Source organism: Pseudarthrobacter sp. TAF60_1, assembly GCF_052113505.1.
In the GTDB taxonomy this organism is placed as follows: Bacteria; Actinomycetota; Actinomycetes; order Actinomycetales; family Micrococcaceae; genus Arthrobacter.
In genome coordinates this window covers 34,762-48,981 of record NZ_JBFRDI010000018.1, presented here as the reverse complement: position 1 = coordinate 48,981, position 14,220 = coordinate 34,762, and the positions used below count along the sequence as shown (strand labels likewise).

The window sequence follows — 14,220 nt, the reverse complement described above, 5'->3', positions numbered from 1 at the left end:
GCCGCTCAACCTTGCATCTTTCCTGTTGTAACCTGACGGTCCGACTCAGACTTTGGCGATGAAGGGGCCTGCCCCGGCTGCAGCCGGGGCCCCGGCGCACTCGACTTTTCGGCGGGGGTCCGCGTCATGGCGAAGCGGGTGGCCGTCGCCGTGCCGCCTGCCCCCAAGACCCCGGCAAGAACTGCTGTTGAATGTCTCAGGGTGGGGTCGTCACTGACTCCCACAAGACCGGCCGCCGCCTGATAATTGGCGAGCCGATGCCCCGGACCAAGACCAACATCCTCGCCTTCCGGCGTTCTCACCTGGTCAAGGAGCGTCACAGTCACCCTGTTCCGGGCGTCCGGATTCGCCGTCCCGTCCATCCCGGCAACCCCGTCCTGACGATGTTCGAAGTGGAGGGTACTGACATCACCGCGCGGGTCGATGCCGCCAACCGGCGACCCTGCAGTCAGTACGTATTTCATGTCGTATTCAGTGCGGAACAGCGGGTCGGCCGCAAGATTCATCGCGTGAATCCCGCCCTGGCTGTAACCAACCGCCACAACCGATGCCCCCTTTTCTGCCCCGGTTTCCCGCAATGCGGCCCGCACGGCAATGTTAACCTCGGCAGATCCATGCCCCACGGCTTCGTCGATGCCTGCCACATCGAACGGGTTCGCTCCGCCAACGTCGCCGTCTGCCTGGGTACCTGGGATGACCACGACATAGGCCTTTTGGCCGCCCGAAACCGTTTCGATGACTTCGATGTAACCGGGTCCTCTCGCATCGACGATCCGTGCCCTCTCAAGGAGGGCAGCTGGAGATCCATCGAAGTCAACAGGCAGGCTCTCCTTCCGGTCCACCACTATGCGGCGGGGCTTCAGTGCGGGAAAGACGGCTTCCGCGATGCCCAGGAGTTCCCGTTTGGCTTTCACCACGTTGCGCAGCATCAGATCCATGCCGCGAAGGTCGGGCCACAGTGGATCGTCCAGGCGGACATGCTCAAAGTCGGCGACCGACGGAATGCCCATGTTGGCAAAGAGGCTTGTCACCGCCTCCGCCGCCTCGTAGTCCCGTTTGCTGGCGCGGACCTGGCTGCTGATGGCCTGCAGCTCTGCGCGGACAGCCTGAATGGCCGCCCCGGACCGGGTGAGCGTGGACATAGCGTCCATCCACGCAACCGCCCGATCAAGGCGGTAGGGCCCCAGATTGTTCTGGATCCGCTGCACTTCCGTTTCCAGTGCGGTCAGCTCCTCCGCCAGAAGGTCCAGCTTCTCCGCGCCGCCCACGAGTTCCTCTAACTGGAAGGTGATGCCGCCAATGCCGCCCCGAATTTCCATGCCGCCGTCCCTAGTGGGGCCGGTCAGCTTGATGGGTCCGCCTGAACCGGACGGCGTTACCTCGGCCATGGGAACTGTCCCGCCGGAGCGGCCGAGGCGGCTGGAGCGGAGGCAAGTTCCAGCGCGTAGCGGTTCACTGCCGTCAGGGCATCCTCAATGAGAACCCGTGCCCTGCCCACTTGTACCTCCTGGAGGGCAACTGAATCCCGATAGGCGCGCCCGGCCGGTGACTGCCACTCCAGCAACTGGATCTCCCGGAAGCTGCCAAGAATACGGTCCACCCGGTCCGAGCAAGCGGCCACTCGCGCTGCAAGGCCCTGGACCTCGTAGCCACGGGACAGCAGCGCGGCCAGATCAGCTGCCATCGAATCTCCGGTCATTCGTCCCCCTGCTTGGTCACCGCGTTGCCTGCCGCGTCGGGTGATGCTTCACGTCTGAGCCCCAACGCTACGGAAGGCGTCCGCGCGACGGGAGCACCGCCGTCGGCTATGTGGACAAGTCACCCGGAGCCTCCCCCGCAGGCCACCGCTTGAGCTCCCGCTTCAGCCGCGGCGGGAGTTCGTGAAAGAATCAGCACATGCCTGAAACTGCCGCCACAGCTGACACCCGCACGCCCTCCGGACGCCTGGCCCTTGCCGCGTCACCGGAGCCGATCGCTCTGGGCCCGCTGGACGGCCGCTACCAGTCCGCCGTCGCACCCCTCGTTGACTACCTGTCCGAGGCGGCCCTCAACCGTGACCGCGTGGCGGTGGAAGTTGAATGGCTTATCCACCTGACCAGTAACAACGTCCTTCCCGGCGCCGGCCCGCTGACCCAGGACCAGCAGGACCAGCTGCGTGCCATCGTCACCGAGTTCAACGCCGCGTCCGTCTCTGAACTGGCAGAAATCGAAGCCGTCACGGTTCACGACGTGAAGGCTGTGGAGTACTACATCGGCCGCCGCCTGCCGGCCATCGGCATCGAGAACCTGACCGCCATGGTCCACTTCGGCTGCACCTCCGAGGACATCAACAATCTCTCCTACGCCCTCGGCGTCAAGGGTGCTGTGGAGGATGTGTGGCTTCCGGCCGCCCGTGCCCTGGTTGCCCAGATCAGCACGATGGCCGAGGACAACCGGGCCGTTCCCATGCTGTCCCGCACCCACGGCCAGCCCGCCACCCCCACCACGCTGGGCAAGGAACTGGCAGTCATCGCGCACCGCCTCACCCGGCAGCTGGACCGGATCGCGAAGACCGAATACCTGGGCAAGATCAACGGCGCCACCGGCACCTACGCCGCCCACGTGGCCTCCGTCCCCGGCGCCGACTGGCAGCAGGTTTCGAAATCCTTCGTGAAGGGCCTCGGCCTGACCTGGAACCCGCTGACCACCCAAATCGAAAGCCACGACTGGCAGGCGGAGCTGTACGCCGACGTCGCACGGTTCAACCGGATCCTGCACAACGTCTGCACGGACATCTGGAGCTATATTTCCATCGGCTACTTCGCCCAGATCCCCGTGGCCGGCGCCACCGGATCCTCCACGATGCCGCACAAGGTCAACCCGATCCGCTTCGAAAACGCCGAGGCCAACCTGGAGATCTCCTCCGGCCTCCTGGACGTCCTGGGCTCCACACTCGTGACCTCCCGCTGGCAGCGCGACCTCACCGACTCCTCCAGCCAGCGCAACATCGGCGTGGCATTCGGCCACTCCCTGCTGGCCATCTCCAACGTCGCCAAGGGACTGGACCGGCTCGATGTGGCCGAGGACGTCCTGGCCGCTGACCTCGACACCAACTGGGAAGTCCTGGGCGAGGCGATCCAGATGGTCATGCGCGCCGAGGCGATTGCCGGCGTCGAAGGCATGGAAAACCCCTACGAGCGGCTCAAGGACCTCACCCGCGGCCAGCGCGTGGACGCCGCCCGCATGCAGGAGTTCGTCCAGAGCCTGGGCCTCTCCGCCGACGCCGAGGCGCGACTTCTCGCCCTCACGCCCGGCAAGTACACGGGCATCGCGGACCAGTTGGTGGACCACCTCAAGTAGGGCTGCCTTCCAGCCCCAGAGAAGTACGACGGCGGCGCCGGGTCCCAGGGGCCCGGCGCCTTCATTTTCCGGTGGGGGCAGGCCGTGCCCCGCAGGTGCGAAACTGGAGCCATGAAGCTTCTCCTCATCCGCCATGGACAGACCCCCGGCAACGTACTCGGCCAACTGGACACAGCCCACCCGGGGCCCGGACTCACCGAACTGGGTGAGCGGCAGGCTGAGGCGATGGCGCGGTCCCTGGCCAATGAACAGATCGGGGCACTGTACGCATCGACGCTGGTGCGGACCCAGATCACTGCTGCTCCGCTGTCCAGGCTGCAGGGCCTCGAGGTTGAAGTGCTGGACGGGCTCCACGAAATCGAGGCGGGCTCCTTGGAGAAGCTCACGGACCATGAAGCCCACAAGCAGTACATGACCACGGTCTTTTCCTGGGCGGCCGGTGACCTTGACCGGCGGATGCCTGCCGGCCCGGACGGGCATGAGTTTTTTGAAAGGTACGACGCCGACATCGCCAGGATTGCCGAGCGCGCCACCGGGGGGCTGCACACCGCCGTAGTCGCCGTGGTCAGCCATGGCGCCGCTATCCGCACGTGGGCGGGCCTGCGCGCCGACGGCGCCGATCACGAGTTCGCCGCCCGCCATGTGCTGGCCAACACCGGCATCGTGGCTGTGGAAGGGGACCCCGCTTCGGGGTGGAAACTGATCCACTGGGACGGCAGCCCCGTCGGCGGACTGGCCCTTGCGGACCCCACAGCCGAGGACCCCACCGGAACGGACGTCGTCGGCCGGTAACAGCCGGAGCGGCTGCGGCTTTCAGCGCAGGGGCAGGAGCTTTACTGGCTGCGGGGTAACAGCCAGGCGCCGGGCCATGACTGCAGCCTCAGCTGCGGAGGGGCGTGCGGCGCTGTCCATCGCGGTGGCTGCGCGCAGTAATTCACCCCAGCCTGGCCCCAGCTCGGCGGGAACCCCGGGGCTGCGCAGTGTCCGTGCCACAAGGGACTCCACAGCCGTGCCGGTGTAAGCCCTGGCCCCGGTCAGCAGTTCCAGGAGGACCAGGCCCAAGGCGTAGATATCCCAGGCCGGCTCCGCGGCACCACCCGATGCCTGCTCCGGGCTCATATAGTGCACAGTTCCTGACGACATGCCCGGCTCGGGCGCCGCGCCCGCGGCGGACGCGATGCCGAAGTCCACGATCCGGACCGGGCTTCGCCGCAGCCCGCTGAGCATGAGGTTGGCGGGCTTGATGTCCCGGTGCACCACGCCCCGGCCGTGAAGGTGGATGAGGCCATCAAAAAGTCCAACGGCCCAGGAAGCAACTTCCTGCGGGGACCGCAACGGACCGTTAGCTACTTGGGCAAGACTGGGCCCAAGCGCCAGTTCCTCCACAATGTAGGGCCGGCCGGGCAAGTGCCGCGGCCCCGGCATGGCCCCTTCCCCATGGAAGGTGATAACGGAAGGATGGTTCAAACCGGCCAGGACCGCGGCCTCGTTGGCGATCCTCTCGCGGTGCTTGAGCGAGTCGTCAGCCGCGAGCTTCACCGCGACGTCGCGGCCGCCCGCCAGGTCCACGGCGCGAAAGACCTGGGCCATGGAGCCCCGCCCCAGTCTCTCCCTCAGCTGGAAACGGCCGCCCACCACCGCCCCCTCGGGCATGCCGCCGTTCGCAGAGGCCGCTACCAAAGGCACAGCCGCCAGGGCCGTCATGCTCCGACAGCAAGGGCAGGCACTCGCTGCTCTGGCGTCAGCGGTTCTTCAGCCAGTTCCGGCCAGCCGGTCGCCCAGGCATCGAGCTGGAAGCCGCAACTGCAGCGCCACACGGGGGGCAACTGCACGGGCCCCTCTTCCGGTTCAAACGTGTATTCGACTGCGGTTCCGCCCAAGGCGGGCACCACTATTTCCATCTCCGTGGCGCAGTGAACTGGCCAGTCGCCCCGGTCTGCGGCGGGTGCGGACACTGGACCCGGCGGCACTGCCTCAAAATATGCGTTGATGGCGCTCATGACTCCCTCTGGATTCTCCGGACTAGTCGTAAGCATACATATTACTAGGTGAACTAGCTAGCTAGGCTAGCGAGTTTAATCCCGCTCCTGATGCCCGGCCTGGATGGCACGGGTCATGTGCTGAAGAAACTCGACCACTACCCGGGCCTCCTCCGCCGTGAGGCCCTCGGCCACGGACATCATTCGGCGGTGCATTTCACCCAGTGTTTCGCGGACCTCGCGGTCGGACTCGACGGTCGGCACCACCACGACTGAACGGCGGTCTGTTGGATGGGATTCACGCCGCACGTGACCGGTGGCCACCAGCCTGTCAACAAGGGATGTCGTGGAGGCGCTTGTTATCCCAAGGAACCGGCTCAGGTCCTTGGGCACCACCGTCCCCCCGGACGCCTGGACACGCAGGAGGTACCTCAAAGCGAGGATGTCAGTCTCCCCCATGCCCATGGAGTCGCGGGTGGAGCGCCGGACGGTCGTCTCGGCAGTGCGGTAGTCGCGGAGGGACTTCAACACTGCGGCGCTGTAGTCCAACTGGCCGTCCGGCCCATACCAATACCCGGAACCTTCGTTTTTGGAGCCCATGCAATCATCTTAGACCGCCTGATAACTAGGCCATCGAGAATGTTCAGTCGTTGAGGTACTCCGTCCGCCCCTGTTCTCTCAGTGCTTACGGCGAGGAAACACAGGCGTAACCGCCGGCCCATAGGTTTATCAGGCATAACCCTTCGGCGAATCGAGGCAAACCATGCAGACCAACCCGCGTCTCAACATTAGGGCCGTGACCTGGTCCAACCCCGTGGGTGCCGATCTGCGCCGGGCCCAGCAGGCAGAACTGGACGCCCGCTTCGGTACGCCTGACCACGAACCCGGGGTCCCGCCGTCGGGCGCTGACTGTGCCGTTTTCCTGGTGGCCTACGACAAGGGGTCCGGCCAGCCGGTGGGTTGCGGCGGACTCAGGCTCCTGGACGACGACACGGCGGAGATCAAACGGCTCTATGTACTCCCCTACACGCGCGGCTCAGGCGTGGCCAGTTCCATCCTGGCGGCCCTCGAGGCCGAGGCGCACAAACAGGGAATCAGGCGGATCAAGGCCGAAGCGGGCTCAGCGCAGCCCGATGGCAGGAACTTCTACGAGAATTCCGGCTTTGAACCCGTCCCCAACTTCGGCGCCTACGCCGGCGTGGAGCACTCGTACTGCTATGCCAAACCCATCGACTCACACAGCGCAGCCCACACCGCCATGGCCTGAGACCGGACGCGACCGCTGAACGGCAGCTGCTGCCGGCGGGCGTCACACAGCCGCCCGACACTGCGCACGGCACAGCCCGTCGGCTAACCTCGCCCTATGGAATCAGCAGACATCACCTTCCGCACGCGCAAATGGGTACGGCCGGAGGACCTCAACGCCAACGGCACGCTGTTCGGCGGGAGCCTGCTGAAATGGATCGACGAGGAAGCGGCCATCTACGCCATCCTCCAGCTCGGCAACGGGCGTGCGGTGACAAAATACATCTCCGAAATCAACTTCGTCAGCTCCGCCGTCCAGGGTGACCTGATCGAGATGGGCCTGACCGCCACACGCTTCGGCCGCACGTCGCTGACCATGCGGGCCGAAGTCCGCAACATGATCACGCGGCAGAGCATCCTCACCATTGAGCAGATCGTCTTTGTGAACCTCAGCCCATCGGGCCAGCCGGAGCCGCACGGCTACACCGAAATCACCTACGACAGGGACAGGATCCCGACGCACCACCTCACCGACACGCTGAACCAGGACTGACGACGGCGGGACTCGCCTTTGGGAGGCTGCCCGCCCGCCCGCCTCCGGACGTTCACCGCACGTTTACGCACTGTGCCCAGAGTGTTCCGGCAACAGGACCAGACTAGACAGCCGGGCTGTTTATCGAATCGATAGCTTTTAACGCCCCCATCTGTCGAGTCCGGCTATAGGCTTGCCGGACAATGCTCCGAGCCAAGTTCAGAAATGAGTCCTGATCGTGCGTAAACTCCAGACTTTGATGGCCGCCGCCGTCGCCGTTACCCTGTTGGCCGGCTGTGGCGCCGGCACGGCAACCCCCGCCGCGTCAGGCGAGCCGTCGTCGACATCCACCGTTCCTTCCGGTGAAACGCTGGTGGTCTACACCAACTCCAACGGCGAGGGCCGCGGCGAATGGTGGACGGCGGAGGCCGCCAAAGCGGGCTTCAAGATCGAAGTGGTTGGGGCCGGCGGCGCAGATGCCACGAACAAACTCATCGCGGAAAAGAACAACTCCGTTGCCGATGTCGCCTTCGGGTTGAACAACATGTACTTCGCGCAGATTAAGGCCGCCGGCGCCCTGGAGCCCTTCGAACCGGCCTGGGCAGGCGAAGTGGACACGGCCGTAGGAGACAACGGTGACGGCAAGGCATACTGGCCGCTCGTGAAGCAGGCCATCCTTCTTGGCTACAACTCCGACAAGATCAGTGCCGACGCCGCCCCGAAGGACTGGACGGACCTCTGGACCAAGGAAGAGTTCAAGTCCCGCTACGAGCGGGTGACAGGGCTCGGAACCGCGACGGCACAGCTGGTGTTCGCCGGCATCCTTTCCCGCTACAAGGATGACTCCGGCGACCTGGGCATCTCTGCCGAGGGCTGGAAGCAGGTTGAGCAGTACTTCCGGAACGGCAGCCCCGCCGTGGCCAAGACCGACCTCTTCGCCCGGATAGCCTCGGGCGACGTGGACATGGGCCAGATGCCCTCCTCGATCATTGCCGAGCGTGAGAAGTCGTTCAAGGTCAACGTGGAAACGGTGATCCCGTCAGTCGGCGTGCCGCTGGCCGTTGAGCAGATTGCCCTCGTCAAGGGAACAAAGAAAAAAGCCGAGGCCGTGAAGTTCATTGACTGGTTCGGCAGCGCGGACGTGCAAGGTGCCTTCGCCAAGAAGTTCAACTCGATGCCGGTCAACAAGACTGCCGCGGCCCAGGCCAACCCCGATGTGGTGAAGTTCTTCTCGACCGTTAAGCAGCAGGACATCGACTGGGGCTTCGTCCAAAAGAACATGGGTGCCTGGGTGGAGAAGATCGAACTCGAATACATGCAGTAGGAGCCACACCCCCGCGCCCCGTTCCGCACCACAGCCGGACCAGCCGGCTCTTCCCGAGACAGGTAACCATGATCCGCCTAGACAACATCGAAGTCACCTTCGGCGATTTCGTAGCCATCCCGAACCTCGACCTGCACGTCAAACCCGGAGAGTTTTTCACGCTTCTGGGTCCCTCGGGGTGCGGGAAGACGACGGCGTTGCGCACCTTGGCGGGTTTCATCGAACCTTCTGCCGGTACGGTCCATGTGGACGGGAAGAACGTCACCCGGCTACCGAGCGACAAGCGGCAGGTGGGCATGGTGTTCCAGAACTATGCCCTGTTCCCCAGCATGAGCGTCTGGGAGAACATCGCCTTCGGACTGCGGGTCCGGAAAGAGAAGTCCGCTGAGACCGACCACCTGGTGCGCGACATCGCGCACCGGGTGGAGCTCAGCGACGAGCAGCTGCAGAAGAACGTTGCCGAGCTGTCCGGTGGCCAACAGCAGCGCGTGGCGGTGGCCCGGGCTCTGGTGCTGCGGCCCAAGATCCTCCTGCTGGATGAGCCGCTGTCCAACTTGGACGCCAAGCTCCGGCACCAGCTCCGGCAGCAGCTCAAAGACCTGCAGAGCGAATTCGGCATCACCACCGTGTACGTCACGCACGATCAGGACGAAGCCCTGGCCATGAGCGACCGGGTGGCAGTTTTCAACAAGGGCGTCGTGGAACAGGTGGGGACACCGCAGTCGATTTACGATAACGCCGCCACGGAATTTGTCTGCAACTTCATCGGCGACAGCTCGCCGCTGACACCGGAGTTCATCGCTGAACTCAACAGGCTCTCCGGTGCCGAACTCAGCGCCGCGGCCAAGTCCTATCTTCGGGTGGAAAAGGCGTCCCTGACGCCGCCCGCCAATGGAGGCACCGCCGTCGGGCTTTCCGGGAAAGTGGCTTCACGCACCTATCACGGGCTCCACAGCCGCTACATTGTGCGGAGCCATGGCGCGGACCTCCGGCTGCTGGTGAAGGAAGACGGCGCCACGCACCCCGGGGCGGGCGCTGAAACCACCGTGTACGTCCAGCCCGGGCACGTGCTGCAGTACCACCCGGACACGGGCAAGGCCCTGGAAAGGCAGGACCAGGCAGTGGTCACGCCATGAGCGGGACCTCAGCGAAAAGCATGCTCCGCTCCCCGTTCATCCTGATCGTGGGAACGGTACTGACCTGGTTCATCGCCGCGTTCCTGGTCTGGCCCAACCTCAACGTCCTGATCGCCACGTTCTTCCCGGACGGCAGCTTCTCCGGACGCGCCGCGGAAAAGCTGTTCTCCTCCCAGCGCGCCATGAAGTCCCTCGGCAACAGCTTCATGCTCGCCGTGGCCCTGTCCATCACCGTGAATGTGGTGGGCATCTTCATTGTCCTGGTCACCCACTACTTCAAGATCCGCGGCTCCAGGATCCTGTTCCTGGGCTACGCGTCCACCTTCATCTACGGCGGCATTGTCCTGGCGGCCGGGTACAAGTTCATCTACGGGGACAAGGGCATCGTCACGGCCCTGCTCCTGAAGGCCTTCCCGGGCATGGATGCGGCGTGGTTCTCCGGCTTCTTCGCTGTCCTGGTTGTGATGACGTTCGCCACCACCACCAACCACATGCTGTTTGTTGCCAACGCGCTCAAAGGCGTGGACTACCAGACCATCGAGGCCGCCAAAAACCTGGGCGCCTCCACCTGGACCATCCTGCGGCGGGTGGTGCTGCCCATGCTCAAACCCACACTGTTCGCCGTCACCATCCTGTCCTTCCTGACGGGACTGGGTGCACTCAGTGCCCCGCAAGTACTGGGCGGCCGTGACTTCCAGACCATCACCCCCATGATCCTGACCTTCACCAACAGCCCTACCTCGCGTGACCTCGCGGCGCTGCTGGCTGTCATCCTGGGCGTGGCCACCATCCTGATGCTGGCGGTAATGACCCGGCTGGAGAAGGGCGGCACCTACTTCTCAGTGTCAAAAGTGTCCTCCGCCCTGCAGAAACAGCAGATCACCAACCCGGCAGCCAACGCCGTTGTGCACGTGGTCGCCTACCTGCTGTTCGCCGTCTACAGCCTGCCGGTGCTGCTGATCGTGCTGTATTCGTTCGCTGACGGGGCGGCCATCCAGACCGGGCAGCTCTCGCCGGGCAGCCTGACGCTGGACAACTACATCCGGGTGCTGACCCAGGAATCCGGCCTTCGGCCCTTCATCATCAGCGTCATCTACAGTGCCCTCGCCGCCGTGATTGCCGTGGGCGGCCTGCTGTTCGTGGCACGCCTCCTGCAGAAGTACCGCAACTGGGTCAGTTCCCTTTTCGAGTACCTCCTCCACATCCCCTGGATCCTGCCCTCGGCCCTGCTCGCCCTGGGCCTCATCATCAGCTACGACCACCCCAACCCTTTGGTGGGCGGCGCCGTCCTGACCGGAACCACAGTGATCCTGCTGATCGCGTTCGTCACGGTCAAGATCCCCTTCACGCTCCGCATGCTCAAGGCGTCCTTCGCGTCGGTCAACTCCTCGCTGGAGGAGGCCGCCGCCATCATGGGCGCGAAGACCCTCTACGTCTTCCGGCGGATCCTGCTGCCCCTGGTGCTTCCTGCCGCCGCAGCCATCGCCGCATTGAACTTCAACAGCATGCTGGATGACTACGACACGGCCATCTTCCTGGCACATCCGCTGGTCCAGCCGCTGGGCCTGATCATCAAAGCGAACACTGACGGTGCCGAAGGCGTGGAGGGCGTGGCGAACACATTCGTTTACACCGTCCTGCTCATGGTCATCACCGGGCTGACCATGTACCTTGTCTATGGCCGGTCCAGCCGGCGCGGCACCGGCACTTCCGGAAAACGCGCGGGCAGCTCCCCGGGCAAGGTGGCCGCGGCAGAGGCTGCCCCCGTGCCCGAGGCTGCACCGTTGCCCGCCGGCCGGCCCTGAGGTAGCCAGGCCCGTCCGGGGTCCTGCCGGGAATCCCCGGCACACACGGCATAGGATCGATAGCCGGACCCATTGAAAGGACCATCTTGGCCAAGCTTTACTTCCGCTACGGCGCCATGAACTCCGGTAAATCCACCGGACTCCTGCAGGCCGCCTTCAATTACGAGGAGCGGGGCCAGCGCGTCCTGCTGGCCAAGCCCGATGTGGACACCAAAGGTGACACCGACATTGTGTCCCGGCTGGGCATGACGCGGTCCGTGGATTTCCTGATTTCGCCCGACACGTCCGTCCGGGACCTCTTCGCCGCCCATGCGGCCGGCGATGACCCCGATGCCCTCCTGGAGCACGTCGACCAGAAGCCGGTGGCATGCCTGCTCGTGGACGAGGCGCAGTTCCTCACCCCGAACCAGGTGGATGACCTGTTCCGCATCGCCATCCTGGACAACGTGCCGGTACTCGCCTACGGCATCAGGACCGACTTCCTGACGCACGCCTTCCCCGGATCACGCCGGCTGCTGGAAGTCGCCCACACGCTGGAGGAACTCAAGACCATCTGCCGCTGCGGGCGCAAAGCCATCTTCAACACCCGGCGCGTAGGCAACGAGGTGGTCTTCGACGGCGACCAGGTTGCCATCGACGGCCAGGACGTCTGGTACGAATCCCTGTGCGGCGCCTGCTATCTCGAGGCATCCGGCGGACGCCTGGGCGCTTAGTTGACGGAGGCTCGGATTCCGAGCCTCCGTCAACGGCTCAACCACTCAACCGCTCAGCGGCGTCCGGGCCAGCCGGTGTAGGCCTCGGCGAGGTAGGCCATGCCGTGCCTCGAAGAGACCACCGAGTTCAGTTCGCCGAGCTGGCGGGCCCGGGAGAAGTCGTCCGCGTCGGTGGGGGTGTGCAGCATGGTGGTCATCCAGTACGAGAACTGCTGCGCCTTCCATACGCGCTCCAGGGCCCGTTCACCGAAGCTGTCCAGCAGTTGGGTGGAGCCGGACTTGTAGTAGCTCTCCAGCCCTTCAAAAAGCACTTTGACGTCGTGGATGGCCAGGTTCAGGCCCTTCGCCCCGGTGGGCGGAACCGTGTGTGCCGCGTCGCCGGCCAGGAACAGGTTTCCGTAGCGCATGGGGGTGTGCACAAAGCTGCGGAACGGCAGGACCATCTTGTCGATGACCGGGCCCTCCTTGAGCTCGAAGCCGTTGCCATTGACCCGGCTGCGGAATTCGGCCCAGATCCGGTCGTCATCCCACTCGGCCACGTTCTCCTTGGGATCACACTGGAAGTACATCCGCTGCACCGTCTCGGTGCGCTGGCTGATCAGGGCAAAGCCGTTGTCCGAGTTGGCATAGATCAGCTCATCCGAGCTCCGCCGGGCCTCCGCCAGGATGCCGAACCAGGCGAAGGGGTACTCGTGGAAGTACCACTTGCGGTGCGCCTCAGGGATCTGGAACCGGCAGTGGCTGCGTGAACCGTCTGCGCCCACCAGGAACTCGGCCTGGATCTCGTACTCAACTCCGTCCGAGTCGGTGAACCAGACCTTCGGCTTCCCCTCAAGGTCGTGGACGGTGGTGTCCGTGACGCTGTAGCGGACGTCGCCGCCGTCGTCCTTCCGCCGCGCGGCGAGGTCCAGGAAGACGTCGGTCTGCGGGTACAGCCAGACCGATTCGCCTACAAGGTCCTTGAAATCGATGCGGTGGCTTTCGCCGTTGAAACGCAGCTCGATGCCGTCGTGCCGGTCGCCGTCTCGAAGTACGCGGTCCGAGACGCCGCTGTCCACGAGCAGGTTCACGGTGCCGTGTTCCAGGATTCCGGCGCGGACTGTCTCGGAGATCTCCTTGTGGCTGCGGACCTCGATGACGGTTGATTCGATGCCGGCCTTAGCCAGGAGGTGGGAGAGCATGAGGCCGGCAGGACCGGCGCCCATGATGGCCACCTGGGTGGTGATGACTTTGCGTTGTGCCATTGTTGGTCCTCGCTTCGTTGCGGGGCTCTGACTGTCTGCAGGGCCTTATGGTTTTCTCTGGTTATCAGTGTGCAGCGGGAAAGGTGACTGGCGTAACACTGATTCCGTTCAACGGAATGTGCGGTCAGATCCCGCGTCGCTGAGCCCGCGGGCGATGCCCCGCGCTGCAGTCTGCAGGGCGGGCACCAGGGCCTGCAGCCGCATCTCCCGCAGGGGAACCACGACGCCGAGCGCGGCCACGGCGCGCTGCCGTCCGTCCAGCACCGGGACGGCTATGCCCCACGTGTCCGGATCCACCACGCCCGCGAGCTGGGCGAACCCCTGATGGGCCGTTTCGCTCAGCAGGGCGCGCACCGCCTCCGCTGCCACCCGGCCGCCAGGATCCGAGAACTGGTCAAGGTACGCGGCCTGCACCGGCTTGTCCTGGTGGGCCATGAGGGCAAGCCCGGCCGAGGAAACATGGACGGGCATCCGGCCGGCTACCCTGGCCCTGTTGGCGACGGATCCGCGGCGGGAAAGCCGCTCCACGAACAGCGCTTCCCAGCCGTCCAGGACCGCCAGGTTCACGTTCTGGTTCAGGACCTGCTGGATGTCTTCCATAAACGGCATGGCGGCCTGCCGCAGCGCCAGCGTGGGCGAGTTCCGGTTGACCAACTCCCACAGGCGCAGCCCAAGCCGCACCGCCCCGCCGTCGACCGTTTCCAGCAGGCCGTGCGCAGCCAACTGCCGGACCAGCCGGTGCGCGGTGGTGAGGGGAAGACCTGCCCGGTCCGCGAGGTCCGACAGCTGAAGGCTGCTGACGCCTTCAGGGAAGGCGGAGATCACCCGGACCACACGGTCCACCACCGAGTCGCCGGAGAGCGAGTTGGCCACGACCGCTCCTTCCATTCAATGGTGCGACCA

15 protein-coding genes are annotated in these 14,220 nt (G+C 65.0%); 8 read left to right on the top strand and 7 right to left on the bottom strand.

All coding sequences use genetic code 11. The features are described 5' to 3' along the window. Positions 1-5: 5 nt before the first annotated feature. Positions 6-1,388, bottom strand: coding sequence for a hypothetical protein (locus AB4Y73_RS18025; protein WP_441873600.1), 1,383 nt, complete (start codon positions 1,386-1,388; stop codon positions 6-8). Next, positions 1,376-1,699: a hypothetical protein gene (locus tag AB4Y73_RS18020; RefSeq protein WP_441873598.1), complete on the bottom strand. Its 324-nt coding sequence runs from the start codon at positions 1,697-1,699 to the stop codon at positions 1,376-1,378. The genes AB4Y73_RS18025 and AB4Y73_RS18020 overlap by 13 nt, the downstream gene beginning before the upstream one ends. A 197-nt stretch (positions 1,700-1,896) precedes the next feature. Here AB4Y73_RS18020 and purB point away from each other — a divergent pair, with 197 nt between their 5' ends. Both purB and AB4Y73_RS18010 read left to right on the top strand, forming a co-directional pair. Further along, positions 1,897-3,339 (top strand): adenylosuccinate lyase, encoded by a 1,443-nt coding sequence (gene purB, locus AB4Y73_RS18015; protein WP_441873596.1) that lies wholly within the window; start codon positions 1,897-1,899, stop codon positions 3,337-3,339. A 111-nt stretch (positions 3,340-3,450) separates the two neighbouring features. Beyond that, positions 3,451-4,131 (top strand): histidine phosphatase family protein, encoded by a 681-nt coding sequence (locus AB4Y73_RS18010; RefSeq protein WP_441873594.1) that lies wholly within the window; start codon positions 3,451-3,453, stop codon positions 4,129-4,131. A 21-nt stretch (positions 4,132-4,152) separates the two neighbouring features. On the opposite strand, the gene AB4Y73_RS18005 is transcribed toward AB4Y73_RS18010, so the two are convergent. The 3 genes from AB4Y73_RS18005 to AB4Y73_RS17995 all read right to left on the bottom strand — a co-directional run bounded on the left by AB4Y73_RS18005 (position 4,153) and on the right by AB4Y73_RS17995 (position 5,918). After that, positions 4,153-5,043: a serine/threonine-protein kinase gene (locus AB4Y73_RS18005; protein ID WP_441873592.1), complete on the bottom strand. Its 891-nt coding sequence runs from the start codon at positions 5,041-5,043 to the stop codon at positions 4,153-4,155. After that, on the bottom strand, positions 5,040-5,339 hold the full coding sequence (locus tag AB4Y73_RS18000) for a hypothetical protein (protein ID WP_441873590.1): 300 nt from the start codon (positions 5,337-5,339) through the stop codon (positions 5,040-5,042). The genes AB4Y73_RS18005 and AB4Y73_RS18000 overlap by 4 nt, the downstream gene beginning before the upstream one ends. 75 nt (positions 5,340-5,414) lie before the next feature. Further along, positions 5,415-5,918 (bottom strand): MarR family winged helix-turn-helix transcriptional regulator, encoded by a 504-nt coding sequence (locus tag AB4Y73_RS17995; RefSeq protein WP_441873588.1) that lies wholly within the window; start codon positions 5,916-5,918, stop codon positions 5,415-5,417. Between the two features lie 163 nt (positions 5,919-6,081). Between AB4Y73_RS17995 and AB4Y73_RS17990 the strand changes: the two genes are divergently transcribed. From AB4Y73_RS17990 to AB4Y73_RS17965, 6 genes are all read left to right on the top strand, one after another. Further along, a complete protein-coding gene (locus AB4Y73_RS17990; protein WP_441873586.1) occupies positions 6,082-6,585 on the top strand; it encodes a GNAT family N-acetyltransferase in 504 nt (167 codons plus the stop codon). A gap of 96 nt (positions 6,586-6,681) precedes the next feature. Continuing rightward, positions 6,682-7,116 (top strand): acyl-CoA thioesterase, encoded by a 435-nt coding sequence (locus AB4Y73_RS17985; RefSeq protein ID WP_441873584.1) that lies wholly within the window; start codon positions 6,682-6,684, stop codon positions 7,114-7,116. A gap of 217 nt (positions 7,117-7,333) precedes the next feature. Continuing rightward, positions 7,334-8,419 (top strand): extracellular solute-binding protein, encoded by a 1,086-nt coding sequence (locus AB4Y73_RS17980; RefSeq protein ID WP_441873582.1) that lies wholly within the window; start codon positions 7,334-7,336, stop codon positions 8,417-8,419. Positions 8,420-8,487: 68 nt separating this feature from the next. Next, positions 8,488-9,555: an ABC transporter ATP-binding protein gene (locus AB4Y73_RS17975; RefSeq protein ID WP_441873580.1), complete on the top strand. Its 1,068-nt coding sequence runs from the start codon at positions 8,488-8,490 to the stop codon at positions 9,553-9,555. Then, positions 9,552-11,360: an ABC transporter permease gene (locus AB4Y73_RS17970; RefSeq protein WP_441873578.1), complete on the top strand. Its 1,809-nt coding sequence runs from the start codon at positions 9,552-9,554 to the stop codon at positions 11,358-11,360. Before AB4Y73_RS17975 ends, AB4Y73_RS17970 begins: the two co-directional genes overlap by 4 nt. Before the next feature lie 86 nt (positions 11,361-11,446). Beyond that, positions 11,447-12,073 carry a thymidine kinase gene (locus AB4Y73_RS17965; RefSeq protein ID WP_441873576.1) on the top strand — a complete coding sequence of 209 codons (627 nt, stop codon included), beginning with the start codon at positions 11,447-11,449 and terminating at the stop codon, positions 12,071-12,073. Positions 12,074-12,126: 53 nt separating this feature from the next. Here the strand turns inward: AB4Y73_RS17965 and AB4Y73_RS17960 are convergent, their stop codons facing one another. Then, positions 12,127-13,317, bottom strand: a complete 1,191-nt coding sequence (locus AB4Y73_RS17960; RefSeq protein WP_441873574.1) for a 4-hydroxybenzoate 3-monooxygenase — start codon at positions 13,315-13,317, stop codon at positions 12,127-12,129. A gap of 108 nt (positions 13,318-13,425) precedes the next feature. Then, positions 13,426-14,190, bottom strand: coding sequence for an IclR family transcriptional regulator (locus tag AB4Y73_RS17955; RefSeq protein WP_441873572.1), 765 nt, complete (start codon positions 14,188-14,190; stop codon positions 13,426-13,428). Positions 14,191-14,220: the final 30 nt, after the last annotated feature.

Excerpts from the sequence above, each read along its gene's own strand:
- AB4Y73_RS17960 (WP_441873574.1), bottom strand. The coding sequence starts at position 13,317 with ATGGCACAACGCAAAGTCATCACCACCCAGGTGGCCATCATGGGCGCC.
- AB4Y73_RS18020 (WP_441873598.1), bottom strand. The coding sequence starts at position 1,699 with ATGACCGGAGATTCGATGGCAGCTGATCTGGCCGCGCTGCTGTCCCGT.
- AB4Y73_RS18005 (WP_441873592.1), bottom strand. The coding sequence starts at position 5,043 with ATGACGGCCCTGGCGGCTGTGCCTTTGGTAGCGGCCTCTGCGAACGGC.
- AB4Y73_RS17990 (WP_441873586.1), top strand. The coding sequence starts at position 6,082 with ATGCAGACCAACCCGCGTCTCAACATTAGGGCCGTGACCTGGTCCAAC.
- AB4Y73_RS17985 (WP_441873584.1), top strand. The coding sequence starts at position 6,682 with ATGGAATCAGCAGACATCACCTTCCGCACGCGCAAATGGGTACGGCCG.
- AB4Y73_RS18000 (WP_441873590.1), bottom strand. The coding sequence starts at position 5,339 with ATGAGCGCCATCAACGCATATTTTGAGGCAGTGCCGCCGGGTCCAGTG.
- AB4Y73_RS18010 (WP_441873594.1), top strand. The coding sequence starts at position 3,451 with ATGAAGCTTCTCCTCATCCGCCATGGACAGACCCCCGGCAACGTACTC.
- AB4Y73_RS17970 (WP_441873578.1), top strand. The coding sequence starts at position 9,552 with ATGAGCGGGACCTCAGCGAAAAGCATGCTCCGCTCCCCGTTCATCCTG.
- AB4Y73_RS17995 (WP_441873588.1), bottom strand. The coding sequence starts at position 5,918 with ATGGGCTCCAAAAACGAAGGTTCCGGGTATTGGTATGGGCCGGACGGC.
- purB (WP_441873596.1), top strand. The coding sequence starts at position 1,897 with ATGCCTGAAACTGCCGCCACAGCTGACACCCGCACGCCCTCCGGACGC.
- AB4Y73_RS17975 (WP_441873580.1), top strand. The coding sequence starts at position 8,488 with ATGATCCGCCTAGACAACATCGAAGTCACCTTCGGCGATTTCGTAGCC.
- AB4Y73_RS18025 (WP_441873600.1), bottom strand. The coding sequence starts at position 1,388 with ATGGCCGAGGTAACGCCGTCCGGTTCAGGCGGACCCATCAAGCTGACC.